At 60.1% G+C, this 24350-nt stretch carries 24 protein-coding genes; 9 read left to right on the forward strand and 15 right to left on the reverse strand.

Going from position 1 to position 24350, the window contains the following annotated elements:
• The first annotated feature begins 80 nt into the window (after positions 1 to 80).
• The 3 genes from N2601_RS10895 (at position 81) to N2601_RS10905 (ending at position 3143) form a co-directional block, all read left to right on the forward strand.
• On the forward strand, positions 81 to 998 hold the full coding sequence (locus N2601_RS10895) for a sugar kinase (RefSeq protein ID WP_104823809.1): 918 nt from the start codon (positions 81 to 83) through the stop codon (positions 996 to 998).
• Positions 999 to 1121: 123 nt separating this feature from the next.
• The gene (locus tag N2601_RS10900) at positions 1122 to 2228 is read left to right on the forward strand and encodes a glycosyltransferase family 4 protein (protein ID WP_104823810.1); all 1107 of its coding nucleotides are present in this window, start codon (positions 1122 to 1124) and stop codon (positions 2226 to 2228) included.
• 474 nt (positions 2229 to 2702) lie between these two features.
• Positions 2703 to 3143 (forward strand): MarR family winged helix-turn-helix transcriptional regulator, encoded by a 441-nt coding sequence (locus N2601_RS10905; RefSeq protein WP_104823811.1) that lies wholly within the window; start codon positions 2703 to 2705, stop codon positions 3141 to 3143.
• Between the two features lie 12 nt (positions 3144 to 3155).
• Here N2601_RS10905 and der read toward each other — a convergent pair whose 3' ends face one another.
• The 3 genes from der to N2601_RS10920 form a co-directional block, all read right to left on the reverse strand.
• Positions 3156 to 4583 carry a ribosome biogenesis GTPase Der gene (der, locus tag N2601_RS10910; RefSeq protein ID WP_104823812.1) on the reverse strand — a complete coding sequence of 476 codons (1428 nt, stop codon included), beginning with the start codon at positions 4581 to 4583 and terminating at the stop codon, positions 3156 to 3158.
• Positions 4584 to 4598: 15 nt separating this feature from the next.
• Positions 4599 to 5282 carry a tetratricopeptide repeat protein gene (locus N2601_RS10915; protein WP_104823813.1) on the reverse strand — a complete coding sequence of 228 codons (684 nt, stop codon included), beginning with the start codon at positions 5280 to 5282 and terminating at the stop codon, positions 4599 to 4601.
• 100 nt (positions 5283 to 5382) lie between these two features.
• The gene (locus N2601_RS10920) at positions 5383 to 5964 is read right to left on the reverse strand and encodes an NnrU family protein (RefSeq protein ID WP_104823814.1); all 582 of its coding nucleotides are present in this window, start codon (positions 5962 to 5964) and stop codon (positions 5383 to 5385) included.
• Between the two features lie 204 nt (positions 5965 to 6168).
• On the opposite strand from N2601_RS10920, the gene N2601_RS10925 reads away from it, so the two are divergent.
• Positions 6169 to 7149, forward strand: a complete 981-nt coding sequence (locus tag N2601_RS10925) for a polysaccharide deacetylase (RefSeq protein WP_104825167.1) — start codon at positions 6169 to 6171, stop codon at positions 7147 to 7149.
• A 188-nt stretch (positions 7150 to 7337) separates the two neighbouring features.
• Here N2601_RS10925 and sbmA read toward each other — a convergent pair whose 3' ends face one another.
• Entirely contained in the window at positions 7338 to 8603 is a 1266-nt protein-coding gene (gene sbmA, locus N2601_RS10930) for a peptide antibiotic transporter SbmA (protein WP_104823815.1), read from the reverse strand.
• Positions 8604 to 9023: 420 nt separating this feature from the next.
• Here sbmA and N2601_RS10935 point away from each other — a divergent pair, with 420 nt between their 5' ends.
• On the forward strand, positions 9024 to 9596 hold the full coding sequence (locus N2601_RS10935) for a PadR family transcriptional regulator (RefSeq protein ID WP_104823816.1): 573 nt from the start codon (positions 9024 to 9026) through the stop codon (positions 9594 to 9596).
• An 11-nt stretch (positions 9597 to 9607) separates the two neighbouring features.
• On the opposite strand, the gene map is transcribed toward N2601_RS10935, so the two are convergent.
• From map to glpK, 10 genes are all read right to left on the reverse strand, one after another.
• On the reverse strand, positions 9608 to 10360 hold the full coding sequence (gene map / locus N2601_RS10940; RefSeq protein ID WP_104823817.1) for a type I methionyl aminopeptidase: 753 nt from the start codon (positions 10358 to 10360) through the stop codon (positions 9608 to 9610).
• Between the two features lie 40 nt (positions 10361 to 10400).
• Positions 10401 to 11462 carry an LLM class flavin-dependent oxidoreductase gene (locus N2601_RS10945; protein ID WP_104823818.1) on the reverse strand — a complete coding sequence of 354 codons (1062 nt, stop codon included), beginning with the start codon at positions 11460 to 11462 and terminating at the stop codon, positions 10401 to 10403.
• 175 nt (positions 11463 to 11637) lie between these two features.
• Entirely contained in the window at positions 11638 to 12150 is a 513-nt protein-coding gene (locus N2601_RS10950) for a GNAT family N-acetyltransferase (protein WP_104823819.1), read from the reverse strand.
• Between the two features lie 62 nt (positions 12151 to 12212).
• The gene (locus N2601_RS10955; protein WP_104823820.1) at positions 12213 to 12626 is read right to left on the reverse strand and encodes a DoxX family protein; all 414 of its coding nucleotides are present in this window, start codon (positions 12624 to 12626) and stop codon (positions 12213 to 12215) included.
• Between the two features lie 157 nt (positions 12627 to 12783).
• Complete coding sequence (locus tag N2601_RS10960; protein WP_104823821.1) at positions 12784 to 14040, reverse strand: RNA polymerase sigma factor; 1257 nt, start codon at positions 14038 to 14040, stop codon at positions 12784 to 12786.
• A complete protein-coding gene (locus tag N2601_RS10965) occupies positions 14037 to 14411 on the reverse strand; it encodes a YciI family protein (protein ID WP_104823822.1) in 375 nt (124 codons plus the stop codon). The genes N2601_RS10960 and N2601_RS10965 overlap by 4 nt, the downstream gene beginning before the upstream one ends.
• Positions 14412 to 14489: 78 nt before the next feature.
• A complete protein-coding gene (locus N2601_RS10970; protein WP_260303088.1) occupies positions 14490 to 15323 on the reverse strand; it encodes a S66 peptidase family protein in 834 nt (277 codons plus the stop codon).
• 165 nt (positions 15324 to 15488) lie between these two features.
• Positions 15489 to 15896 carry an OsmC family protein gene (locus N2601_RS10975; RefSeq protein ID WP_104823824.1) on the reverse strand — a complete coding sequence of 136 codons (408 nt, stop codon included), beginning with the start codon at positions 15894 to 15896 and terminating at the stop codon, positions 15489 to 15491.
• 42 nt (positions 15897 to 15938) lie between these two features.
• Positions 15939 to 16748 carry a membrane-anchored protein gene (locus N2601_RS10980; protein WP_104823825.1) on the reverse strand — a complete coding sequence of 270 codons (810 nt, stop codon included), beginning with the start codon at positions 16746 to 16748 and terminating at the stop codon, positions 15939 to 15941.
• Between the two features lie 180 nt (positions 16749 to 16928).
• Entirely contained in the window at positions 16929 to 18425 is a 1497-nt protein-coding gene (gene glpK, locus N2601_RS10985; RefSeq protein ID WP_104823826.1) for a glycerol kinase GlpK, read from the reverse strand.
• Positions 18426 to 18661: 236 nt separating this feature from the next.
• Between glpK and N2601_RS10990 the strand changes: the two genes are divergently transcribed.
• The 4 genes from N2601_RS10990 to xdhC all read left to right on the forward strand — a co-directional run bounded on the left by N2601_RS10990 (position 18662) and on the right by xdhC (position 24165).
• Positions 18662 to 19438, forward strand: a complete 777-nt coding sequence (locus tag N2601_RS10990; RefSeq protein WP_104823827.1) for a 3-hydroxybutyrate dehydrogenase — start codon at positions 18662 to 18664, stop codon at positions 19436 to 19438.
• Between the two features lie 70 nt (positions 19439 to 19508).
• Positions 19509 to 20978, forward strand: coding sequence for a xanthine dehydrogenase small subunit (gene xdhA / locus N2601_RS10995; protein WP_104823828.1), 1470 nt, complete (start codon positions 19509 to 19511; stop codon positions 20976 to 20978).
• 2 nt (positions 20979 to 20980) lie between these two features.
• A complete protein-coding gene (gene xdhB, locus N2601_RS11000; protein ID WP_104823829.1) occupies positions 20981 to 23317 on the forward strand; it encodes a xanthine dehydrogenase molybdopterin binding subunit in 2337 nt (778 codons plus the stop codon).
• A gap of 2 nt (positions 23318 to 23319) precedes the next feature.
• The gene (gene xdhC, locus N2601_RS11005; protein ID WP_104823830.1) at positions 23320 to 24165 is read left to right on the forward strand and encodes a xanthine dehydrogenase accessory protein XdhC; all 846 of its coding nucleotides are present in this window, start codon (positions 23320 to 23322) and stop codon (positions 24163 to 24165) included.
• On the opposite strand, the gene N2601_RS11010 is transcribed toward xdhC, so the two are convergent.
• Positions 24141 to 24341 carry a hypothetical protein gene (locus tag N2601_RS11010; protein WP_104823831.1) on the reverse strand — a complete coding sequence of 67 codons (201 nt, stop codon included), beginning with the start codon at positions 24339 to 24341 and terminating at the stop codon, positions 24141 to 24143. The two genes, xdhC and N2601_RS11010, sit on opposite strands and share 25 nt — an antisense overlap.
• Positions 24342 to 24350: the final 9 nt, after the last annotated feature.

The following is a 24350-nucleotide window of genomic DNA, read 5'->3' on the forward strand; positions in this document are numbered from 1 at the left end:
GACGGCGCAGCCCGCCGTCCACCTTGCTCAAGCAGCCGCATCCGCGTATGCAGCAGCGAAGGAAAAGGCAGGAGGACGTCTTGGGCGGGCATTTTCTATCGATCGGCGAATGCATGGTGGAGCTGTCGCAGGCCGAGGACGGATATCTGCGCAAGGGCTTTGCCGGCGACACCTTCAACACGGCCTGGTACGCCCGCGCCTGCCTGCCGGCCGATTGGTCCGTCGATTATTTCACCGCCCTCGGCGATGATGCGATGTCGGACGAAATGCTGCATTTCATGAAAGCGCATGACATCGGCACGTCGAGCATTCGCCGCCTCCGTGGCAAGACGCCCGGCCTCTACATGATTAACCTGAAGGATGGCGAGCGCTCTTTCAGCTATTGGCGCGACAGTTCGGCCGCCCGCCAGCTTGCCGCCGATGGCGATCAGCTTCGCACCGCGATCGAGGGGGCCAACGTCCTCTATTTTTCCGGCATTACCTTGGCGATCCTCTCGCATGAAGACGCCGAGACATTGCTCGCCGAGCTCCGCCGCGCCAAGGCGGTCGGCAAGCTGGTGGTCTTCGACCCCAACCTGCGCCCGCGCCTCTGGTCGAGCTTCGATGCCATGCACACCATGATCGGTGAAGGCGCCCGTGCCTCGACGCTGGTTATGCCGAGCTTCGACGACGAGGTCTCGCATTTCGGCGACGATTCGATCGCCGGCACCATCCGCCGTTACCGGCTGCACGGCGCCAATATGGTCGTCGTCAAGAACGGTGCCGATGGCGCGACCGTCGGAACCGATGCCGGCGAAACGCTCGTTCCAGCCGTCAAGGTCGCGAAGGTCATCGACACCACCAGCGCCGGCGACAGCTTCAATGGCGCGTTCCTTGCCCATTATCTGGAACATGACGACCCCGTCGCCGCCGCCCATTTTGCCGCAGAAATCGCCGCAAGGGTCATTCAGGAACACGGTGCCTTGGTGCCGCCGGAAAAGCTGCAAGCCGCCGGCTAAGGCTGTAATATTTCCATCATGGACACCCCGCACAATAGGACAGGCGCGGGAATCATCTTTGCTGCACCGGATTGGGTTGTACCGACACCATGAGGGTGCGGTGCGGATGGAACGTTTTTGGATATGTTGCAGCGCTTGTCGGACATCGATCACAGAGCATGGGCTGAAGGGGCAACCCCGGTCGCAAACCCGGAGCGCCTGCTCATCGTCAGCGATGCCTGGCATCCGCAGGTGAATGGCGTCGTCCGCTCCATCGAAAATACCAACCGCGAACTGGCGCGCATCGGCGTCGATGTCGCCATGATCACGCCGGAAGGTTTTCGCAACGTCCCTTGCCCGACCTACCCGGAAATCCGCCTGTCGATCGCAAGTTACCGCAAGGTCGCCGCCAGGATCGAAGCAGTCCGGCCGACCTATGTGCATATCGCGACAGAAGGCCCGCTCGGGCTGACGGCGCGGCGCTGGTGCCTGAAAAACGGCATGCCGTTTTCGACGAGCTATCACACTCGCTTTCCCGAATATGTCGCGGCCAGGCTGCCGATCCCGCAAAGCTGGCTCTACGCCTTCGTCAAATGGTTTCACAATGCCGGTTCCGGCTGCATGGTGGCGACACCGAGCCTTGCCAATGAGCTCAAGCAGAAGGGCATTCACAATCTGCTGCCCTGGAGCCGCGGCATCGACTCGACGCTTTTCCGCCCGCAGCCGCTGGAAGACAACCCCTTCGGCCTGCCCCGCCCTATCTTCATGACCGTCGGCCGGGTGGCGCTCGAAAAGAACCTGCCGGCCTTCCTCGATCTGGACCTGCCTGGCTCGAAGGTCGTCGTCGGCGACGGACCGGCGCGGGCCGAGTTGCAGAAACTTTATCCAAAAGTGCTCTTCCTCGGCTCGAAGTTCGGCGAAGCGCTGGCGCATGCCTATTCGCAAGCTGACGTTTTTGTCTTCCCGTCAAAGACCGATACATTCGGCAATACCATCTTGGAGGCGCTGGCGAGCGGCGTTCCCGTCGCCGCTTATCCCGTCACCGGCCCTGCCGATATCCTTGGCGGCAATGATGCGGCCGGCGTCGTCGACGAAGATCTGGCGAAAGCCTGCTTTGCCGCATTCTCCTCTTCCCGCGAGGCGGCTCGTGCTCTGGCGCTCAACTATTCCTGGGAAGCTGCCACCACGCAATTCATCGGCAACGTCCGCCTCGCCAATCATCGCGGCCGGATGTTGACGCAAAACCACTAAAGTGCGGGCTATTCGCCGGCCGCCGACGGCCGCCGTTTCGTGCGAAGCACGCATGCGTTCAATATTCTCTTCCATCCCGTAGACGACAAAGAACGAGCGTCACATCACGACCGGCTCTCGCCGGCGCAGCGGCGATATTGTCTGCGCACTATGGCATGCGGGAACAGTTGGCCGGTCCACCGCGTTCACTGGCACGCACAGCGACGCTCTGCCTTCATGTTCTAGTCGATATGACCAGCAGCAAACGTCAAAATTGAATTCCTTGGATGTTCCGCCACATACCTGGGAGCGGCGCAGGTGCTATTGGCCATCCGCGAACGGGCCGGGCTTGGCGTATTGGCGCTAAATACCCAGCCGCGGTTCTCAGATGGGGCTTTGCATTGCAATACCAAGAAATGCATGGCTCCCATGCGCTTTTATGTATACGATTATTTATTGCACGATTTAAGTAAGGTCGCTTACGGAGTGCTGGAAATGACAGACGACCCACTGAAACTGGACACCTTCATATGCTTCGCCCTCTATTCGGCGAACCATGCGATGAACCGGCTATACAAGCCCATGCTCGATGAGTTGAACCTCACCTATCCGCAATATCTCGTCATGGTGACGTTGTGGGAGGAGGATGGCCAGACCGTCGGCGGTATCGGCGAAAAGCTTTTCCTGGAATCAAGTACGCTAACGCCGCTGCTGAAGCGCCTGGAAGCCGCCGGCTTCATTCAGCGCACCCGCAGCAAGGAAGATGAGCGTCAGGTGCTGATCAGCCTGACCAGCGAAGGCGTCGGTTTGAAGAAGAAGGCCACCGGCATCCCCGCTTGTATCCTGGATGCATCGGATACCACGGCGAACGAGCTGACACGGTTGAAAGCGGAAATCATCAAGCTGCGCGAAGCGCTCAGTAAGAACGCGGCCTGATCCCTCAGGCCGTCATCGCTTCTTTTTGGTCTCGTAAGGATTGTCCGACGAGCGGAAATGGATGCGGATCGGCACGCCCGGCATGGCGAAATCTTCCCGCAGGCCGTTGATCAGGTAGCGCACATAGGATTCCGGCAGCGCATCCGAGCGGGTGCAGGAAATCATGAAGGCCGGCGGGCGCGCCTTCACCTGGGTCATGTATTTCAGCTTGATACGCCGGCCGGAAACCGCCGGTGGCGGATGCTGAACCTGCTGTGTCTCCAGCCAGCGATTGAGCTTGGCGGTGGACACGCGCTTGTTCCAGACCTTGTCGGTATCGACGACCGCTTGCATCAACCGGTCCAATCCCTCGCCCGTCTGACCGGAAATCGGAACGGCGCGAATACCGCGCGCCTGCGGCAGCAGCCGGTCGGTCTTTTCGCGCAGGTCGGCAAGCACTGCCTGGCGATCCTCGATCATGTCCCACTTGTTGAAGGCAAGCACGGCGGCCCGGCCCTCGCGGACGACGAGATCGACGATCTGAAGATCCTGCTTCTCGAAGGGAATGGTGGCGTCGAAGACGATGACTACGGTCTCGGCGAAACGAATGGCGCGCAGTGCATCGGCGACGGAGAGCTTTTCGAGCTTTTCAATCACCTTGGCCTTGCGGCGCATGCCGGCGGTATCGAACATTTTCACGGTACGGCCGCGCCAGCTCCAATCGACCGAGATCGAGTCGCGGGTAATTCCGGCTTCCGGACCGGTCAGCAGCCTGTCCTCGCCGAGGAAACGATTGATCAGCGTCGACTTGCCGGCATTCGGGCGGCCGACGATGGCGACACGCAACGGCCGCGTGTCGTCATAGGCCGGCTCTTCGTCGATCTCTTCACCGTCCTCACCCATGGCAGGGCGCGGAATGCTGACATTCGTCTCCGCCTCATCCTCTCTCGGCGGAAAGGCACGCTCATGGCCGAGCGCCTCGACGATAGCGTCGCGCAGATCCATCATACCCTGGCCATGTTCGGCAGAGATCGGGCAAGGCTCGCCAAGGCCGAGCGTGAAAGCGTCATAGAAGCCGCTGTCAGAGCCTCGCGCTTCCGATTTGTTGGCGACGAGAACCACCGGACGTCCGCGCTTGCGCAGCATTTCTGCGAGCGTCTTGTCGACATGGGTCAAACCCATCTTGGCGTCGACGACGAACAGCGTCAGGTCTGCTTCATCGATCGCAGCCTCCGTCTGGGCACGCATGCGGCCTTCCAGCGTCTCTTCGTCGGCTTCTTCGAGACCAGCGGTATCGACAATGCGAAAACGAAGATCGACGAGGCGCGCATCGCCAGGACGGCGGTCGCGCGTTACACCCGGCGTGTCATCGACGAGCGCCAGCTTCTTGCCAACCAAACGGTTGAAAAGAGTGGACTTGCCGACATTCGGGCGACCGACGATCGCGACCGTGAAACTCATTTAGTGATTTACCCTTCAGCCTTTAGCGACCGGTGCCTTGCCGGATGCGGTGATGAGATCGAGCAGCATCTGGGCGCGGTTGCCGACATTGCGCGGGCTCTGGGGATCGTCGACGATCGCCTGGAACCATTGACGCGCCTTGGCGAAATCGCCGGCCTTGTAGGCGGCAAGACCCAACACGTCACGTGCGGAATGCCGGAAAGCGTTTGCCGGCACGGCCAACTCCTGGGCCTCGGCGGCAACCTGGTCATACGTGCCCGTATCGACAAGCAGATAGGCCGCACGCAGGCGAGCCGCATCCCGGATTACGGCCGGAACACCGGACTCCTTGCCGATCGCCGAGAAGGCAGCAATCGCACCGGCCGTATCGCCCTTCTGCGCCTGCAGTGTGGCAGCGCGCATGCGCGCCAGCAGCGGATAGGAACCGCTGCCGCTCTTCTCGATGGTCGCCAACGCGGCCAGCGCTTCGTCCGTCTTGTTCTGATCCGCCAGCGTCAGCGCGGAGATGAACTGATCACCGCTGCTGCCGGCCTGGCGTCCTGACCAGTAGCGATAGCCGCTAAAGGCGGCCGTGCCGAGAACGATAAGCACGGCGCCACCGATGATAAGCCGGCCAAAACGGCGCCATACGAACCGCAACTGGTCCGAACGCAGTTCTTCGTTCACCTCGCGGATGAAGCTATCGTCGTTGAATGCCATTCTCGTCTCCGGCCCAGGCCAAAATATTGCAAAGAGCTTATGGGTAGTGGGGCCTTCTACTCCATTTTGCGGCCGTTGTAAGGGGGAATGGCAGAAATCATCACATAACGAGCGGCGAAACCCCGATAATCCACTCGTGCAGCTTCCAAATGATCAATCCCCAGACCACGATACCGATGACAACGGCATAAAGATCGTATTTCGCCGAAACGAAGGGCCGCAGCGAGATCTCGCCCGCACGTTCGCGCCGCTTCAGCGAGATCCGCATGATGACGCCCCAAGCCAGGAAGGCGGCAAACAACAGCATGGCTGCGCCATCGCCATTGGAAAGCAGATGCGCAAAGGCCCAGATCTTCACCGACAGCACCATCGGATGCTTCGTCCTGACGGCGATATACCCGGCTGGCAGCAGCGAAGCGACGAGACAGATCAGTGCAAAAAGCATTAGCAAAATAGTGATATGGCTCATCCAGAAGGGCGGAGACCAGATCGGGGTCGAGTCGCGCGCTTGCCCGAAGCCGTAGATCAACAGAATCAGCGTGACGATGCTGGCGATCGAATAGCCGATCTTCCAGCCGCCCTCGCCGATGCTCGAAATCATCGAGCGACGGAAACCGGGTATCACGACGCGGATCAGATGAATGCCAAGGAAAAGAATGATGCCAAGGATCAGCAGTGACATGAGTGAAATCCCGTTCGTGTCTTATGAAGACACCAGTATCGACTATGGCGAAAAATTGCCAGCGGGACCGCAGCTTTGCCGCATTTGATCGGCACGGAGACGAGAAAGCCCGGCATGACCTCCGAACCGCAGGTTTGCGCAGTGAAAAGCGTGAAAAGGATTGCGGATGAACTCGTGCCCACTTCAACAATTTTCGCGGTGCCCATGTTTCGTTTTGTCTCTTTCGCCTCCCTCGCCCTTTCCCTTGCCCTGCCCGCGATCGCCGAGGCCCAGGAAAAGCCGAAGCAATTGGTGATGATCTCGTTCGACGGCGCGCATGACAATGCGCTGTGGACGAAGAGCCGCGAGATCGCGTCGCGCAACGGCGCGCATTTCACCTATTTCCTCTCCTGCACCTTCCTGATGAACCACGATCAGGCCAAGGCTTATCAGGCGCCGGGACAGAAAGCCGGCAAATCGAACGTCGGCTTCGCCAAGAGCGACGACGACGTGCGCACGCGTATCGCCAATATCTGGGGCGCGCATCTCGAAGGCCATGATATTTCCAGCCACGCCTGCGGCCACTTCGACGGCAAGAAGTGGACATCGGCGGACTGGCAGCAGGAATTCATGAACGCACGCATCGCGCTGCGCGACGCGTGGAAGAACGTCGGCGAAGCGGACAAGGAGCCGCCGGGCTGGCAGGAATTTGCGACGAAAGACGTCAAGGGCTTCCGCGCGCCCTATCTTTCGACCAGCGACGGCCTGGTGCCGGCCGAAAAAGCCATGGGGTTCCAGTACGACGCCAGCCTCGTGACCAAGGGCCCGGCTTTGCCGCAGGTAGTCGACGGCATCTACCGCTTCGGCCTGCCGCTGATCCCCGAAGGTTCCGACCACCATCTGGTGATCGGCATGGACTATAATCTCTATGTCCACCATTCCAAGGGCGTCGAAGACAAGGCGGATTCCAAGGCCTTCGAAGACCGCACTTTCGATGCTTTCGAAGCCGCCTTCGCCAAACAATATGAAGGCGACCGCATTCCGGTGCAGTTCGGCTTCCATTTTGTGGAAATGAACGACGGCGCCTATTGGCGGGCGCTGGACCGCTTCGTCAGCGACGTCTGCCATAAGGACGGAGTCGCTTGCGTCAGCTATTCCGAGGCAATCCCATTGATCGCGGCGCGCGGCAAGCTGCAGCAGGGGTGAGGAGCGATTGTGCGAAGCCCGAGCAATCGACTCTGTGAGTCGATTGCAGCGATGAACGCCCTGAGCCGAAGCGAAGGGCCGGCGGCGCGGCAAACGGAAGCTCCTCGATTATCCTTTCAGCCTGACGCCCTCACTTCCCCACCACAGTCGTCATTGAAAAGGCCCCGTTTCCGGAGCCTTTTTTTTCGTCAGCCGTCAACATGCACGATGCCGGTCTCGCGCTCCAGATAGCTCTGGTCGATCTTCGGCAGCGGCTCGTCATCGATCGCCGCTTCGAAGGCCTTGAGGCGCTTGTGGATTGACAGGAGCTCGATGATCGTCGTCCAGGAATTGACGAGATACTGGAACGAGTTGCTGACCTGACCGAAGGCGGTCGCGATCTGTTGGTATATGCCGTAGGTGATCGCCCCGGCGACAAAAGTCGGAACCAGCATGAACAACACGAACATCGAGTCGGCCTGCAGATAGAAATAGCGGGCGACGTTGAAATAGACGTAGTGGAAGTAAATGCGGTAATAGTTCCGCCTGACGTTCGCGAAGAGTTCTCCGACTGTCGCCGGCTGCGCACGCTCGCCGTTATCTTCGCCGTAGACGAGCTCCTTGCGGTAAGCTGCTTCCACACGCTGGTTCTTAAAATTCAGGCCGGGCAGCTTGATGCCGGCAACCGCCAGCAACACTGTGCCGAAAGCCGACCAGAAGAGCGCCAACCAGAAGAGCGAATGGGAAATCTTGCCGATGATCGGCAGTTCGGTGACATAGCTCGAAAGCGCAAGCAGAATCGGCAGAAAGACGATCAGCGTCATCACCGAGTTGATCAGGCTGATGCCCAATCCTTCCAGGGTGCTGGAAAAGCGCATCGTATCTTCCTGCACACGCTGCGAAGCGCCTTCGATGTGACGCAGCTTTTCCCATTTCGACATGTAGAAGCTGTTCATCGCCGTACGCCAGCGGAAGATATAATGGCTGGTGTAGAAGTCCGTCAGGATGGAAACAAACATGCTGAGGAAGGCGATCTGCGCGAAGATTATCATCAACGTGTAGAAACTCTCGACCGTCACCCCAGGCTGCTTCGTAAGCGCAGCCTGCAAGAGGTCCCCGAACGGACGGCGGAAGTTATTGACGACGACGGACACTTGGACACCGAAATAGGTGACCAGAATAATCAGCGCCGAGCCCCAGATCGACCAGAGCTTCCAGGGATGATCCCAGGCTTTGATGTGCCATGCCCCACAGAAAATCGCGGTGCATAAAAAGAAAAACCCGTAGAACCAGAGATTCCCCCACAACACGAAATAGCTGAGGTCATAGGGCTCCTGCCCTTCTGGGGGCATGACGAAACCCAGATGTGTCCCCAAATCGGAAAGAGACGCATACCAGACTGCTATGCAGAGGATCGTCCAGACCACCATCGAGGTGAAGAACAGCTTTGGCTGGGGGAAGAAAGAGTGAAACACGGGAGGCAAGCTTTCTTGATTGGGTCAGCGACCGCAATGACGTTTATTCGCGGCGAACCTAAGGCACTTCGCTAGAGGCGGCAACCGGCCTTGGCTATTCTTACATAGATGTAATCGCTTATCCCATGATCGTGATGCGATTGTTCAGCCGCGGTTTCCCATTTTAGGAAGGCCAACCTGTCGCCGTTCAGAGATCCGGCAACCCCTTCACAGCAAAAATCCCGCGCCCTCTTGCAGAATTCTATCTTACGATATATATCTTACGACATGACGAACGATATAAACCCTCATCATCGAAGGAGAAACATAATGAGAGGCTTTAGAGATCGCATGTGCGGCGATAGCTTTGACACCATCGAGGCATATATCCTACGACATGGCGAAAGCCGTGATTCACACGGGAGGCACAGGAGAGACTTCATGAGAGGCTTCAAGGGCGGCATGTTCGGCGGCGGTTTTCGCACCGGCCGGAAATTCGATGCCGCTGATCTGCAGCTCATCATTCTCGCCCTGCTTTCCGAGCAGCCGCGCCATGGCTATGAACTGATCAAGACCCTGGAAGAACGCTCCGGCGGCTTCTATGTGCCGAGCCCCGGCGTCATCTACCCCGCCCTCACCTATCTGGAAGAGACGGGCCTTGCCGAAGTCGAAGCGACCGGCACGAAGAAGCTTTACCGCATCACCGAAAGCGGTCAGAAGCGCGTCGAGGAAAACCAGGCGCTGGTCGAGGCGACGCTCGCCAAGCTCAGCGCGATCGGCGAGAAGATGGCGCATGTCCGGCGCGTCTTTGGCGGCGAGGAACCCGGCGACGATGAAGGTCGTGAAGGCCCGTTCGGTCGGGATGCCGGTGATGTTCACCTCGCACGTCAGCTTCTGCGCTCGGCACTTCGCTCGAAATATCCATGGAGCAAGGCTGAAGGCGCGCGCATCGCGGCCATTCTCGAACGCGCCGCCGCCGATATCATCCGCGGCGAGACGAAGTCGGAAGACTGAGGTCTAATCCCTCAGTTGTCCGCCAAGGTCAGGATCATCGGTCCGTTGCGGGTGGCGACGACGGTGTGCTCGAACTGAACCGTGGGCGCGCGCGGATCGGCATAGAGCGTCCAGGCATCGTCGCCGCCCTCCGCCCAACTTGCGCCGAGCGACAGGAATGGCTCGACGGTGAAGACGAGACCGTCCTGCATGATGCGGGTCTCGTCGGGATCGGCCCAGGTAGACACCTCCGCCGGCTCCTCATGCAGCGAACGGCCGATGCCGTGGCTGGCGAGATTGGCGACCAGCGTATAGCGGTTCTTCTGGGCGAAAGCGCCGACGGCGTGGCCGATCTTCGAGAACGGCGCGCCGCTGCGCACCTGGTTCAGCCCGACCCAAAGCGCCCGTTTGCCATCGCGGCAAAGGCGCTCGATCTTCGGCTTGACAGGCGGCACAGCAAAGGACGAGCCGGTATCGGAGAAGAAACCATCCTTCTCCGCGGAAACATCGAGATTGACGAGATCGCCTGCCTGAATCACCCGCGCACCGGGAATGCCATGCGCCACTTCCTCATTGACGCTGATGCAGGTGGCGCCGGGAAATTTGTAAACAAGTTCCGGCGCCGAGCGGGCGCCGGCATCGTCCAGCACCTTGCGGCCAATATTATCGAGTTCCAGCGTGGTGATGCCCGGCTCCAGCGCCGCCGCCATCGCCTGTATGGCGTTAGCGCAGATGCGGCCGATCTCTTTCAGCTTGGTCAGTTCGTCGTCGTTCGAGATGATCATTCAAAGCTTCCGGCTGGCATGCGTCCGTTGAGACAAGCACTCAAGCCGTCGCTTTCGCCTCTTCGCTTTCTGCAGTCAATGCCTTTCTGACCAGCGGTGCGACTTTCGTGCCGTAAAGTTCGATGCCGCGCATGATCTGCTCATGCGGCATCGTGCCGATCGCCATCTGCAGCAGGAAGCGGTCATTCTTGAACAGCTTGTGATGAGCGATGATCTTCTCGGCAACGACTTCGGGATCGCCGACGAAGAGCGCACCATGCGGCCCGCGCGATTGGTCGAAATGCGCCCGGCTTGTCGGTCCCCAGCCGCGCTCGCGGCCAATCCGGTTCATCACCTCGGCCTGCGGGCCGTAGAACTGATCGGCGGCGGCCTCGGTCGTATCGGCTACGAAACCGTGAACATTGATGCTGGTTTTGAGCTTGGCTGCATCCTGCCCAGCGCGGCGGGCAGCCTCGTGGTAGAGATCGATGAGCGGCGCAAACCGGCGCGGCTCGCCGCCGATGATGGCGAGCGCCATCGGCAGGCCAAGAGCCCCGGCGCGCGCGACCGACTGCGGCGTGCCGCCGACCGCCACCCAGATTGGCAACGGATCCTGCAGCGGTCGGGGATAGACCCCTCGCCCATGAATCGGCGCGCGGAGTTTGCCCGTCCAGTTCACCTGCTCGCTCTCGCGGATCGCCAACAGCAGATCGAGCTTTTCCTCGAAAAGCTGGTCGTAATCTTCGAGATTATAACCAAAGAGCGGAAATGACTCGATGAACGAGCCCCGCCCCGCCATGATCTCGGCACGACCGTTCGAAATGAGGTCGAGCGTCGAGAACTGCTGGAATACGCGCACCGGATCGTCCGAACTCAGCACCGTCACGGTGCTGGTCAACCGGATATTGTTCGTCTTTACCGCAGCCGCCGCAAGGGCGACGGCCGGAGCCGATGCTGCATAATCCGGCCGATGATGCTCGCCGAGCCCGAAGACATCGAGACCGACCTGATCGGCCAGCTCGATCTCCTCGATCAAATTCTTCAGGCGACGCGCCGCCTCCGCACCCTTGTTGAGAGCAGGATTGGTATCGACGTCCGCGAAGGTATAGAGACCAAGTTCCATGATAAAAATCCCATCTGTCGTTGACGGACGAAATAGGAAGACGAGGCTGATACCGCAAATATGAATTGTCGAACGGTTTGTTCGAGAATGTTGATACCAACCTCTAATTCGAATCTGAATTCAACAGCTTGCCTGTCGCTTCGGAATCGACCTCGAAAGCCTTTGATGTTGAACATCAAAGGCGCGGATCGTCGGCCAGCAAAGCCCAGCGTTCATGATCGCACCAGACGCCGCCGATCCTCAGATATTTGGGTGAGAATCCTTCCTTACGGAAGCCAAGCCTTTGCACCAACGCAATAGAGGCATGGTTCGCGGGCTGAATATTGGCCTCCAGCCGATGCAAGCCGATATCGTCGAAACCATGGGCGACCGCCAGCCGCAATGCCTCGGTCATGAAACCCTGGCCGGCAAAGGCCACCATGCCGTGATAGCCGAGAAAGGCGCTGCGGAAACCGCCCCATACCATCTGGCTGATATTGACCACGCCGATGATACCGCCCGAACCGGCATCGCGCGCGACGAGGCCGATATTGGATCCCGTAACGGTCTGCCCGAACCAGGCATCGAAGCCATCGCGATCCACAAAGGGATAGGCCCATGGTGCATGGTATGCGCGGCTCTCGACATTCGCCGCGATCAGTTCGCCGGCGTCGGACTGCCTGACTGGTGCGATAGTGACTTGCGGCATGGCTCGCTCCCCGAACGGATAAGGCAGCGAGGCATATCAAATCTATCCTAAATTCAACAGCTTCAACGCATAAACGGAATCATTTTCCGAACCGCTTCATAACGAAGATAAAGCCCACCCCAGGCGATGATGCCGAGATAAAGACCGAACAGCAGGTGCGTGAACACGGGGCTGCCCACTCTCAGATGCGTCACCATCGCCCCACCAAGCAGGCCGGTGAGGAGGATCGCCCCGAGGACAGATGTCGCCGGAATGGCATAGAGCACAGCGCAGAGGAGCGTGATCGCGCCAAGCAGCCGCGCCAAAGCCGGATCGGCGGAATAGCCGAGCGCCGCCATGGTCTCCGTAACCACAGGCAAAGGAATGAGCTTGATCGCGCCGTCGAAAACAAGAAAGGCGATAACCAAGCCGCTGAGGATCATGCCGGCCACACGCTGCACCCGCGAGCTGGATGGTGATTCCATTTCATAGAACATTACTCTATCCCCCGGAATTGAATCAGGAATTCAGATCTTCGCCGCCAGCGCCGTCTGTTGATCGGTGCACTAGCCCGTTTGAAACAGCCTGATCGGCCTGTGCCTCAAGGACGCTGACAGCAGCCTCCTTCCGACATGGAAGAGCGGATTTTTCTGATTATTTTGCAGTTGCCGGAGCAGGCACGGCCAGGCGGTCGAGCTGATGACGGATATGGGCGGCTTCTGCGGGCGATCGGGCAAGCGCGATTGCACGGTCGAAGGCCAAATGCGCCTCGTGCGACCGGCCCAACTGCGCAAGCAGACCGCCCCGAAGCCCGTGAAAGTAAAAATAGCAATCGAGTTTGTCCGCCAGTGCCTCGACCAGTGCCAACGCCTCCTCTGGCCCTTTAAGCTTGGCGATGGCGACTGCGCGGTTCAGCGAGACAACCGGCGACGGATTCAACCGCTCCAGCGTCTGATAGAGCAGATCGATCTCCGCCCAATCCGTATCCTCGGCCCGCTTGGCGCGCGAATGCAGCGCGGCAATGGCGGCCTGAACCTGATAGGGGCCGGGTCGGCGATGGCGGATTGCCTTGTCGAGCAAGGCAAGCGCCTCGTCGATCAATGTGCGGCTCCAGAGCGACCGGTCCTGATCCTCCAGCAGGATGATCTGGCCGTCTGCATCGAAACGGGCGGCATTCCGCGATTGTTGCAGCAGCATCAGCGCCAGCAGACCCATGATCTCGGGTTCCGCCGGAAAGATGCGCAGCAACAGCCGCCCCAACCGGATCGCCTCATCGGCAAAGGCAGACGCTTCGCGGCCCGGCCCACCGGCGGAGTAACCCTCGTTGTAGATGAGATAGATCATGGCGCTGACGAGCGCCACGCGCTCGGCCCGCTCGACCGCACCCGGCGTCTCGAAAGGTACACCGGCGGCCGCAACACGCGCTTTGGCGCGGGTAATACGCTGCTCCATCGCACTTTCGCTGACGAGAAAGGCACGGGCGATCTGGGCCACCGTAAGACCGGAGACGACGCGCAGCGCCAGCGCGATCTGTTGCGTCGCCGGCAGATCCGGATGACAGCAGATGAACAGCAACCGCAGAATATCGTCACGATAGTTGGAGCCGTCTAGCCGCTCAGCGAGATCGCTTTCGGCGTCACCGGTATCAGAGATCACCTCCTCGTCCGGCAAGCCTTGCGTCTTCGACTGTTTGCGCACCGCGTCGATGCCGCTATTGCGGCCGACGAAGATCAGCCAGGCGACGGGATCACGCGGCGGCCCCTTATCCGGCCATGTCTTCAATGCTCTGAGGCAAGCTTCCTGAAACGCCTCTTCGGCAATATCGAGATTGCGGAAGTATCGCAGCAGCGCACCGAGCACCTGCGGCCGGGCGTTGGTGAATGCGATATCGATCCAGGCGAGGTCCGTCATGTTGCGATCGTCCCCGGTTTAAAGACATAAAGCGGACGAATTTCATAAGAGCCGGCGCCCGGGTTGGCGACGGCGAGTTTCTTTGAAAATTCAATCGCCTCGTCGAGTGTCTCAAAGTCGATGACATAAAAGCCGAGCAATTGTTCCTTCGTTTCCGCGAAGGGCCCATCGATGACGAGCGGCTCGTTCTTGCCCTTGCGCAGTGTCGTTGCCGCCGTCGTCGGCATCAGACGGGCGACCGGACCGAGCTTGCCGGCTTCGCCAAGCGGCGCCTGCACCGCCCGCAACCGGTCCATCGTCGCCTGTTCTTCTTCCTTGGTCCAGGAAAACACGGCGTCTTCGTCGTTGTAGCATAGGATCGCATAGAGCATGAGGACCTCCTTCTCATGTAAGACGAGGGAGTATCGCCCGCGCCGACAAGCCGCGTCAAAAATTATCGCGGCAAAAAACTATGCATCGCCGCGCCGGATCGTCAGCGTCCCCGCTTGTGCATCGAGAATGGCCGCTGCGCCGATCGGTACGTTCAGCGGGCTATGCCCGTGCCCAAGCGGCAGGCCGCCGAGGACCGGCACGCCGAGCGTATCGAGATGCTCGCGCAGGATATCGATGACGGAGAAGCGGCGATCGAATTCGAAGCCGGTGAACTGACCGATCGCGATGCCTGCCAGGTCGTTCAAATGCCCTGCCTTGCGCAACATCGTCAGTTGTCGGTCCACCTGTCCGCGGTGCATGTTGACAGCTTCGAGCAACAGGATGGCGCCGTGCAAATCCGGCAAGGCCCAGCCGGCCGCAGTTGCGACCATATCGAGATTGCCGCCGATCAATCGTCCGGTGACCGCTCCCTCGGTCGTCAAGGCCGACGTGGGTTCGTGCGGGCGCGAGCGGATGACGATATCCTCTGAAGTCATCACCAACAGGCGAAGGGAATCGCTGGTTTCGACGCTGACATCCTGCTCGTCGCCATGAATGAAAAGCGCACCATGCACACCAACCTGCCGGCAGTGCTTCCACAGGCTGAGATGCAGTATGGTGATATCGCTGAAACCGACGAGAAACTTCGGATCACGCCGCGCTGCGTCGAAATCCAGGCGGTCGGCGATGCGGTAAGAGCCCTTGCCGCCGCGCGTGGTAAAGATCGCCCGGACCTCGGGATCACGGAGCGCCGCATTGAAATCCGTGAGCCGCTCCTCATCCGTTCCGGCAAGATAGTCGCGCTTACAAAATGCATGCTCGCCGAAATCGACTTCGAGCCCCCAGCCCCTCAGCGTCTCGGCCTGCCTCAAAACGAGATCCCTGTCGGGCGGGCTTGCGGGCGAAACAAAACGGATTTTATCGCCGGGCCGGAGTAGCGGCGGCGTCAGAACGTGATCGATTTCGGCGCGATTAGGTGATTACATGCCTGGATTTTGCCACGGAACGATGACCGGCGTCAGCCTTCGGTCCCGCGTTTACGCAGCCGCCTCGATTGCGACCGGAATTCCCCTCTTCAGCGAATTGCTGACCATGCACCGGGCCTTGGCCTCGTCGATAACCGGCTGCGGATTGGAACCGTCAAGCATCTCGCATGACACCGTCAGTGTCGCAGCTTTGGTAAATGACAGATCGCTTTCCAAGTCGACACGCACGGAGATCGCGATTTTTCTCAACTCGACACCCATATCGGCGGCGATGTACTGCAGGTCGTTGTAGAAACACCCGCCGATCGCCAATCCCAATAATTGGGCGCCGTTGAAGCCGAGCCCCTGCCCGCCGGCACGACCTGGCGGACGGTCGACGACGACGGTATGGCCGCCGGCCCAGCCCAATGCCGCCTGCGTATCCTCCACATTGCGCAATTCAACGGTCACGGACACCATGGCCGATCTCCTCATTCGTCAGTAAGACGAATGATTGCGCGATTAACGCAGCGATGGAGTCAAGAGATTAACCCCTTTGGAGGCCTGCTCCGCGGCATTCGCGGATGCCTGCGCATGCTGCCGGGCCGACGCCTTGCCTTCCCATAATGGCAATCCGAGGGACGCCGATACGGTTGGATCGGCAGTAAAGACCGGATAACCCCGCTCCATCAACCGCAGCAAAATTTCCCGATCCCTTTGAATGTGCAGCCGGGCCAGATTTGCCTGGTTGTAGATGTGCCCGCCGGAATCCGGGTTGATGCCGGTAATAATCACCGCGGTAGCGCCGTTATAGAGGGCGAAAAGTACCGCATTGATGCCGTTCGAACATTTATCGTCCGCACCCAGTTCGCTGCATTTGACCCCGCCGACGCGGTCGAGAAGCGCCATGCGCTTGTAGCGATCGACGATTTCAAGATTGTCGTAGCGATAGTCGAAGGCCTTCAGCCCTTTCTCCAGCCGCTCGAGGCCCTTTCGCCAAAGCAGAATGTAAAGCTTCTTTGTCCGCTGGCCGTTGAGGACGCGGCGGACTTCGACGGCATTCGTATTCGTTCCCTCGATCTGGTTGAATTGAACGAAGGTAACGTCTGGCACGTCGATGCCCCATGCCCTTGTGACGACCTGCGAGCCATTGATGGTGATGACCTTGAAGGTCCCGTCGAAATCCGCGGGCTTATGCGACACCGGCGCCGATCCGACCACGAGAACGGGTCCGGAAAACGGCTCGATAAGCGTCGGAGGTTTCGGCCGGCAAAGCCAGTATTTGACGCTTCGATAAAAATGTCGCTTCAATTCCGTAGGATTAACAGTCATGCCTCGCCTTGATGTTCCCAAAGGGCTTTCATCGAAAAACAGTCGAATCCAACCCCATTTCGGCAGCGGACTGCCGACCCATTCGCGCGGTGCACTATCGCTGCTTCGACTTACATTAGGAAAATAAAAATATCTTACATAATCAAACCTTAGGTGATCCATCGGCCGCTTTTACAGCGCTCACCTCGTACTCAATGTGCGCGCCACCGCGTCTTTCCATCCCTTGAGCTTTGCGCTTCGCGTTTTCTCGTCCATATCCGGCTCGAAGCGCCGGTCGCGGGCCCAGGCCTTGGCAAAGCTCTGACGGTCCGGCCAGACGCCGGCGCGGCTGCCGGCAAGCCAGGCGGCGCCAAGTGCGGTGGTTTCCAGGATGATGGGACGGTCGACCGGCGCGTCGAGCAGGTCGGCGAGCCGTTGCATCGTCCAGTTAGAAGCGACCATGCCACCGTCGACTCGCAGCACCGTCTCCCGGCCACTGCCATTGCGCCAATCCTTGTGCATGGCGTCCAGCAGGTCGCGCGACTGGTAGCAGACCGCCTCCAGCGCGGCGCGGACGATTTCCGCCGGGCCGGTATTGCGCGTCAACCCAAAGATCGCGCCGCGAGCATCCGGATCCCAATGCGGCGCGCCGAGACCGGTGAAGGCCGGCACGAGATAGACCTCCTGCATCGGATCGGCCTTTTCCGCCCAACCATCGGAATCGGCGGCGTGCTTGATCGCCTTCAGTCCGTCGCGCAGCCATTGCACGGCCGCTCCCGCGATGAAGATCGAGCCTTCCAGCGCATAGGTCGTTTCACCGTTCAAGCGATAGGCGATGGTGGTCAGCAGGCGGTTTTTCGAACGCACCATGTCCGTGCCGGTATTGAGCAGCGCGAAGCAGCCGGTGCCGTAAGTGGATTTCATCATGCCGCGCTCGAAGCAGGCCTGGCCGATGGTCGCCGCCTGCTGATCGCCGGCGACGCCGAGAATGGGGATTGCCGCTCCGAAGAGCGCTTGATCGGTGACGCCGAAATCGGCCGCGCAGTCTTTCACCTCCGGCAGCATCGCCGCGGGAACGCGCAGGATCTCAAGCAGGTCCTCGTCCCATTCATTTTTGCCGATATTGTACATCAACGTCCGCGAGGCATTCGTCGCATCGGTGACGAAACTCTTGCCGCCGGTCAGGCGCCAGATCAGGAAGGTGTCGATGGTGCCGAAGCAGAGTTCGCCCTTGGCGGCGCGCGCGCGGGCGCCCTTCACATTGGCAAGCATCCACGAAAGCTTCGTGCCGGAGAAATAGGGATCGAGCAGCAGTCCGGTATGGCGGGTGAAGAGCTTTTCCAGATCCTGCCGCTTCAGCTTCTCGCAATAGCTCGCGGTACGGCGGTCTTGCCAGACGATGGCATTGTGGATCGGCTTGCCGGTCGCACGGTCCCACACCACGACGGTTTCGCGCTGGTTGGTGATGCCGAGAGCGGCGATGTCCTTCGCGGTGATGCCGGCAGCCTCGATCGCCTTCTTGACAGTCGAAACGACGGAAGCCCAGATTTCCTCCGGATCATGCTCGACCCAACCCGGTTGCGGATAGTGCTGCGTGAACTCCTTCTGGTCGACACCGGCAATCTTCATGTCACCGTCAAAAACGATAGCCCGCGTCGACGTTGTCCCCTGGTCGATCGCCAAGACATAACCGCTCATGCATTCCTCCCGGATTGTTCCCATCTCGAAACAACAGATACGGCAGCAAAACGAATGTGAAAAGAAAGCAAAACGAAATTTTTGCCGAAAATTCTTTATTCCAGCTCGCGAATATATGAAGCGAACTGTCGCAAAAGAGTCTTGCTGCGGTGCGATTGCCATGTCCGGCGATTTGGGACTAACCTCAAAGCCGCTATTGCGCTGCAACAACAGCCGCGCCGTCCAAGGAGAAAATCATGGCAAGAACAGTCGTTGTCACCGGTTCTACAAGCGGTATCGGCCTCGCCATCGCGACCGCTTTCGCTGCGAAAGGTGAAAACATCGTCCTCAACGGCTTCGGAAAGCCCGAAGAGATCGACGCGATCAGAAACAGGCTCGAAGTCTCGGGCGGCGGCAAGGTAATCTATCATCCGGCCGACATGACCAAGCCCGCCGAAATCGCCGACCTGATCGCGACCGCCAATTCGACCTTCGGCAGCGTCGACGTCCTCGTCAACAATGCCGGCGTCCAGCATGTGGAAAAGATCGAGGACTTTCCGCTCGAGAAGTGGGACCAGATCATTGCAATCAACCTGTCGAGCTCGTTCCACACGATGCGCGCCGCCATTCCGCTGATGAAGGGAAAGAAATACGGCCGCATCATCAACATCGCCTCGGCCCACGCCCTCGTCGCCTCACCCTTCAAGTCCGCCTATGTCGCGGCAAAACATGGTATTATGGGTTTGACCAAGACTGCGGCACTGGAGCTTGCCGAATTCGGCGTCACCGTCAACGCCATCTGCCCCGGCTATGTCCTGACCCCTCTTGTCGAAAAGCAGATCCCGGATACGGCCAAGGCGCGCGGCATGACTGAAGAGCAGGTCAAGAACGAGGTCATCCTCAAGGCGCAGCCCACGCATGAATTCGTCAAGGCCGAAGAGATCGCGTCATTGTCGATCTATCTTGCCAGCGACGATGCACGTCAGGTCACCGGCACGCACGTCTCGATTGACGGTGGCTGGACTGCGGAATAACCATACAAGGTTAGGGCCGGATGCGCTGGGGCGTGTCCGGCTCTAGAAGACCAAAATAATTGGGAACGACATGAACGACAGCATCCGCTTTATCCTCAACGGCGAGGATATTTCACTTTCCAGCCTGCGCCCGACTGAGACGCTCCTCGACTTCCTGCGTCTCAACCGGCACTTGACGGGCACGAAAGAGGGATGCGCGGAAGGCGATTGCGGCGCCTGCACCGTACTGGTCGGTCGGCTGATCGACGGCGGATTGCGCTACGAGTCGGTCAATGCCTGCATCCGTTTCGTCGGATCGCTGCATGCCACCCATGTGGTCACGGTCGAACATCTGGCCGCCAAGGATGGCACGCTGCATCCGGTGCAACAGGCCATGGTCGACTGTCATGGCTCGCAATGCGGTTTCTGCACGCCGGGTTTCGTCATGTCGCTTTACGGCCTGTGGCTTTCAACCGAAAATCCGAGCCGGGCACAGATCGAAAAAGCCCTGCAGGGCAATCTCTGTCGCTGCACCGGTTACGAGCCGATCGTCAAGGCCGCCGAACAGGTGAGCCAGACGCGCCCGAGCGCCCTGTTCGATCCTCTTGAAAAGACCAGAGCCGACATCATCGCCCGTCTCTGGGCCATGCAGGGCGGCGATACCATCACCGTTACCTCGGGCGAGGATCGCCTGATCGTGCCGGGCTCAGTCGCAGCGCTTGCGCAAGTGTTGGCCGACGAGCCGAAAGCGACCGTCGTTGCCGGCTCTACCGATGTCGGCCTCTGGGTCACCAAGCTGATGCGCAAGCTCGACCCCGTCGTCTTCATCAACCATCTGACCGACTTGCAGAAGATTATCGTGGAAGACACCGGCCTGACTATCGGTGCCGGCGTCACCTACAGCCAGGCGTTTGCAGCCATGGCCGAAAAGATCCCGGCAGTCGCGAGCCTGATCGACCGCATCGGCGGCGAGCAGGTACGCAACATGGGCACGATCGGCGGTAACATCGCCAACGGCTCTCCCATCGGCGACACGCCGCCACCGCTGATCGCGCTCGGCGCGACCGTGAAACTGCGTTCCATTACCGGCGCCCGCACCTTGCCGCTGGAAGACTTTTTCATCGATTACGGTAAGCAGGACCGCAATCCCGGTGAATTCGTCGAAAGCGTCTTCGTGCCTTACCCAGCCGAAGGCACTCATTTCGCCGTCTACAAGATCTCCAAACGCCGCGATGAGGATATTTCTGCCCTCTGTGGCGCTTTCCATTTGGCGTTGGATGCGGGCGGCAACGTCGCCGATATCCGCATTGCCTTCGGCGGCATGGCCGGCACACCGAAGCGCGCCCGCACGGTCGAAGCCGAACTGATTGGCAAGCCTTGGACGGAGACGACGGTCGAATCCGCCCGCGCCGCCTTCGATGCTGACTACACTCCGCTCACCGATTGGCGCGCCACCGCCGAATACCGGCAGTTGACTGCCAAGAACCTGCTCATCCGCTTCTATCTCGAAACGGCCGGTGCGCCGCAGGAATTGAAGCGTTTCGTAACGGTGGAGGCTTAACCATGGACAAATCCACCTTTGAAGAACGCAAGGTCATCAACGGCTCGATGCATGCTTCCCTGAAGCACGACTCGGCGCACAAGCACGTGACGGGCGCCGCCGACTATATCGACGACCTGCCGGAACCTGCGGGTCTGCTGCATGGCGCACTCGGCCTTTCCGACCGCGCCCATGCGGACATCGCCGGCATTGATCTCTCCGCCGTGAAAGCCTATCCGGGCGTCGTCTGGGTATTCACCGCCAAGGATATTCCCGGCGTGAACGACACGAGCTCCAACGGCATGCATGACGAGCCGCTGCTCGCCGACACCAAGGTCGAGTTTCACGGCCAGCCGATCTTCGCTGTCATCGCCGAAACCCGCGATGCGGCCCGCCGCGCCGCGCGCCTTGCCAAGATCGACTATCGCGATCTGCCCCATTGGAGTGACATCGACGGCGCGCTCGCCAATGGCGCGCCGTTGGTCTACGAACCGATGACGCTGAAGCGCGGCGAGCCGGAAACCGAGATGGCGAACGCCAAGCACCGCATCAAGGCGCAGATGCGCATCGGCGGCCAAGAGCATTTCTATCTCGAAAGCCACATCGCCATGGCGATCCCCGGCGAAGACGACGAAGTCGCCGTCTGGTCGTCCACCCAGCATCCGAGCGAGATCCAGCACATCGTCGGCCATGTGCTCAACATTCCGTCCAATGCCGTCACCGTCAATGTGCGTCGCATGGGCGGCGGCTTCGGCGGCAAGGAGACACAGGGCAACCAATTTGCCGCGCTCGCCGCCGTCGCCGCCAAGAAGCTTGGCCGCGCCATCAAATTCCGCCCCGATCGCGACGAAGACATGGCCGCCACCGGCAAGCGCCATGACTTCCTGGTCGATTACGAAATCGGCTTCGACGATGACGGCCGCATCCACGCTGTCGACGCGACCTATGCCGCCCGCTGTGGCTTCTCCTCCGACCTCTCCGGGCCGGTCACCGACCGCGCGTTGTTCCATGCGGATTCGAGCTATTTCTACCCGCATGTGCATCTCGTATCGAAACCGCTGAAGACGCACACTGTTTCCAATACCGCCTTCCGCGGCTTCGGCGGCCCGCAGGGTATGGTCGGCGGCGAGCGCTTCATCGAAGAGATCGCCTATGCGCTGGGCAAGGACCCGCTGGAAATCCGCCGTCAGAATTTCTATGGCCAGCCGGGCTCCGGCCGGACGTTGACGCCCTATCACCAGGAGGTGGAGGACAACATCATCCACCGCATCGTCGACGAATTGGAAGAATCCTCCGACTACCAGGCGCGGCGCAATGGCATCATCGAATTTAACCGCTCCAGCCGCTTTATCCGCAAAGGCATTGCGCTGACACCGGTGAAATTCGGCATCTCCTTCACCATGACCGCCTTCAACCAGGCCGGCGCGCTGGTGCACATCTACCAGGACGGCTCGATCCACCTGAACCATGGCGGCACCGAGATGGGCCAGGGCCTCTACACCAAAGTGGCGCAGGTGCTGGCCGACAGTTTCCAGGTCGATATCGACCGGGTGAAGATCACGGCCACCACCACGGGTAAGGTACCGAATACGTCGGCGACCGCGGCCTCTTCCGGCTCCGATCTCAACGGCATGGCAGCCTTCGACGCCGCTCGCCAGATCAAGGAGCGGCTTGTTGCCTTCGCTGCCGAAAAATGGGGCGTCGCTGCCGAAGAAATACAGTTCCTGCCGAACCGGGTGCGGGTCGGCGACATGGAAATTCCTTTCCCGGATTTCATCAAACAAGCCTATTTCGCTCGGGTGCAGCTTTCCGCCGCCGGCTTCTACAAGACGCCGAAAATCCATTGGGACCGCAAGGCAGGACGCGGCACGCCATTCTATTACTTCTCCTATGGCGCCGCCTGCTCGGAAGTCTCGATCGACACGCTGACCGGCGAATATCTGATCGACCGCACCGATATCCTCCATGATGTCGGCCGGTCGCTAAACCCGGCGATCGATATCGGTCAGGTCGAAGGCGCCTTCGTGCAGGGCATGGGCTGGCTGACGACCGAAGAACTTTGGTGGGACAATAAGGGACGGCTGCGCACGCATGCGCCTTCGACCTACAAGATCCCGCTCGCCTCCGACCGGCCGAAGATCTTCAACGTCCACCTTGCCGAATGGTCCGAAAATGCCGAGGCAACCATCGGCCGCTCCAAGGCGGTCGGCGAGCCGCCCTTCATGCTCAGCATCTCGGTACTCGAGGCCCTGTCCATGGCCGTCGCAAGCGTCGCGGACTACCGCGTCTGCCCGCGGCTCGACGCGCCGGCAACGCCGGAACGGGTGCTGATGGCGGTCGAGCGGCTGAAAGGGATGTGACGATGGCTGTCCGCGAAGTGCTTTCCGGTGTCATACCCAGGAGCGACTTCCGCGCATTTCTCGCGACACGCCCCTCCTCCATACTCATCGAGATCATCGGAACGCAGGGCTCAACGCCACGCGAGGCCGGAACCTTCATGCTCGTTTCCGAAAACGCCATCTGGGGCACGATCGGTGGCGGGCAGTTCGAATTTCTGGCGATCCAGAACGCCCGGGATTTACTGGCCGGCAATGGCGCGGAGGTGATGGACATACCGCTCGGGCCGGAAATCGGCCAATGCTGCGGCGGTCGCACGCAACTGCGCTTTCAGAAGATGACGACGCGATTGCTCGAAGAGCTTGAAGCCAAGCGGGCGACCGAAGCGGAACACCGACCGGAGACCTATTTGTTTGGTGCAGGCCATGTCGGGCACGCTCTGGCCGCCGCGCTCGCCCCCCTGCCCCTTTCCGTAACGGTGATCGAGACCCGTAAGGAGGAACTGACAAACCTGCCGGCGGAGACGAAGACCGTGCTTTCACCAATGCCGGAAGCGCTGGTGCAGGAGATTCCCGCAGGCTCAGCCATCGTCATCCTGACCCATGATCACGCTCTCGATTTCCTGATCGCCAAGGAAGCGCTCGCCCGCACCGATCTCGCCTATGTCGGCATGATCGGCTCGGCGACCAAGCGCGCGACCTTCTCCCACTGGCTGACTCGCGAGGGCGGCGACAAGGCCTTGCTCGATCGGCTGACGCTGCCGATCGGCGGCGCTGCCGTGAAGGACAAGCGCCCGGAGGTTATCGCCGCCATGACGGCCGCCGAGCTGCTGACGGCCTTCGCGGCCTACGCCATCCGATCATCTTCGTAACGCGGCTCGCGCCCGTCGAGAAACCCGAGGTCGCGCTTGAGCCGATCGGGCATCTCGTCCAGATCCAGCCGGGACGAAGGCTCCATGCCCCCTGTGAAGACCTGCGCCAATGTTTCCAACATACGGGCCAAGGCTGACGGCCGGGCATTCATCTCTTCGACGGCATAGCAATCCATGACGATACC

It is taken from the genome of Rhizobium sp. CB3060 (assembly GCF_025200735.1).
Classification (GTDB): domain Bacteria; phylum Pseudomonadota; class Alphaproteobacteria; order Rhizobiales; family Rhizobiaceae; genus Rhizobium.

Coding starts and splice junctions, on each gene's coding strand:
- xdhA (WP_104823828.1), top strand. CDS start 19,509: ATGAACGACAGCATCCGCTTTATCCTCAACGGCGAGGATATTTCACTT.
- N2601_RS11010 (WP_104823831.1), bottom strand. CDS start 24,341: ATGGATTGCTATGCCGTCGAAGAGATGAATGCCCGGCCGTCAGCCTTG.
- N2601_RS10975 (WP_104823824.1), bottom strand. CDS start 15,896: ATGGTGTCCGTGACCGTTGAATTGCGCAATGTGGAGGATACGCAGGCG.
- N2601_RS10920 (WP_104823814.1), bottom strand. CDS start 5,964: ATGTCACTGCTGATCCTTGGCATCATTCTTTTCCTTGGCATTCATCTG.
- der (WP_104823812.1), bottom strand. CDS start 4,583: ATGAGTTTCACGGTCGCGATCGTCGGTCGCCCGAATGTCGGCAAGTCC.
- N2601_RS10960 (WP_104823821.1), bottom strand. CDS start 14,040: ATGACGGACCTCGCCTGGATCGATATCGCATTCACCAACGCCCGGCCG.
- N2601_RS10990 (WP_104823827.1), top strand. CDS start 18,662: ATGGCAAGAACAGTCGTTGTCACCGGTTCTACAAGCGGTATCGGCCTC.
- map (WP_104823817.1), bottom strand. CDS start 10,360: ATGATCATCTCGAACGACGACGAACTGACCAAGCTGAAAGAGATCGGC.
- N2601_RS10935 (WP_104823816.1), top strand. CDS start 9,024: ATGAGAGGCTTCAAGGGCGGCATGTTCGGCGGCGGTTTTCGCACCGGC.
- N2601_RS10980 (WP_104823825.1), bottom strand. CDS start 16,748: ATGACTGTTAATCCTACGGAATTGAAGCGACATTTTTATCGAAGCGTC.
- glpK (WP_104823826.1), bottom strand. CDS start 18,425: ATGAGCGGTTATGTCTTGGCGATCGACCAGGGGACAACGTCGACGCGG.
- N2601_RS10945 (WP_104823818.1), bottom strand. CDS start 11,462: ATGGAACTTGGTCTCTATACCTTCGCGGACGTCGATACCAATCCTGCT.
- N2601_RS10955 (WP_104823820.1), bottom strand. CDS start 12,626: ATGTTCTATGAAATGGAATCACCATCCAGCTCGCGGGTGCAGCGTGTG.
- N2601_RS10965 (WP_104823822.1), bottom strand. CDS start 14,411: ATGCTCTATGCGATCCTATGCTACAACGACGAAGACGCCGTGTTTTCC.
- xdhC (WP_104823830.1), top strand. CDS start 23,320: ATGGCTGTCCGCGAAGTGCTTTCCGGTGTCATACCCAGGAGCGACTTC.
- N2601_RS10925 (WP_104825167.1), top strand. CDS start 6,169: ATGTTTCGTTTTGTCTCTTTCGCCTCCCTCGCCCTTTCCCTTGCCCTG.
- N2601_RS10900 (WP_104823810.1), top strand. CDS start 1,122: ATGTTGCAGCGCTTGTCGGACATCGATCACAGAGCATGGGCTGAAGGG.
- N2601_RS10950 (WP_104823819.1), bottom strand. CDS start 12,150: ATGCCGCAAGTCACTATCGCACCAGTCAGGCAGTCCGACGCCGGCGAA.
- N2601_RS10915 (WP_104823813.1), bottom strand. CDS start 5,282: ATGGCATTCAACGACGATAGCTTCATCCGCGAGGTGAACGAAGAACTG.
- xdhB (WP_104823829.1), top strand. CDS start 20,981: ATGGACAAATCCACCTTTGAAGAACGCAAGGTCATCAACGGCTCGATG.
- N2601_RS10905 (WP_104823811.1), top strand. CDS start 2,703: ATGACAGACGACCCACTGAAACTGGACACCTTCATATGCTTCGCCCTC.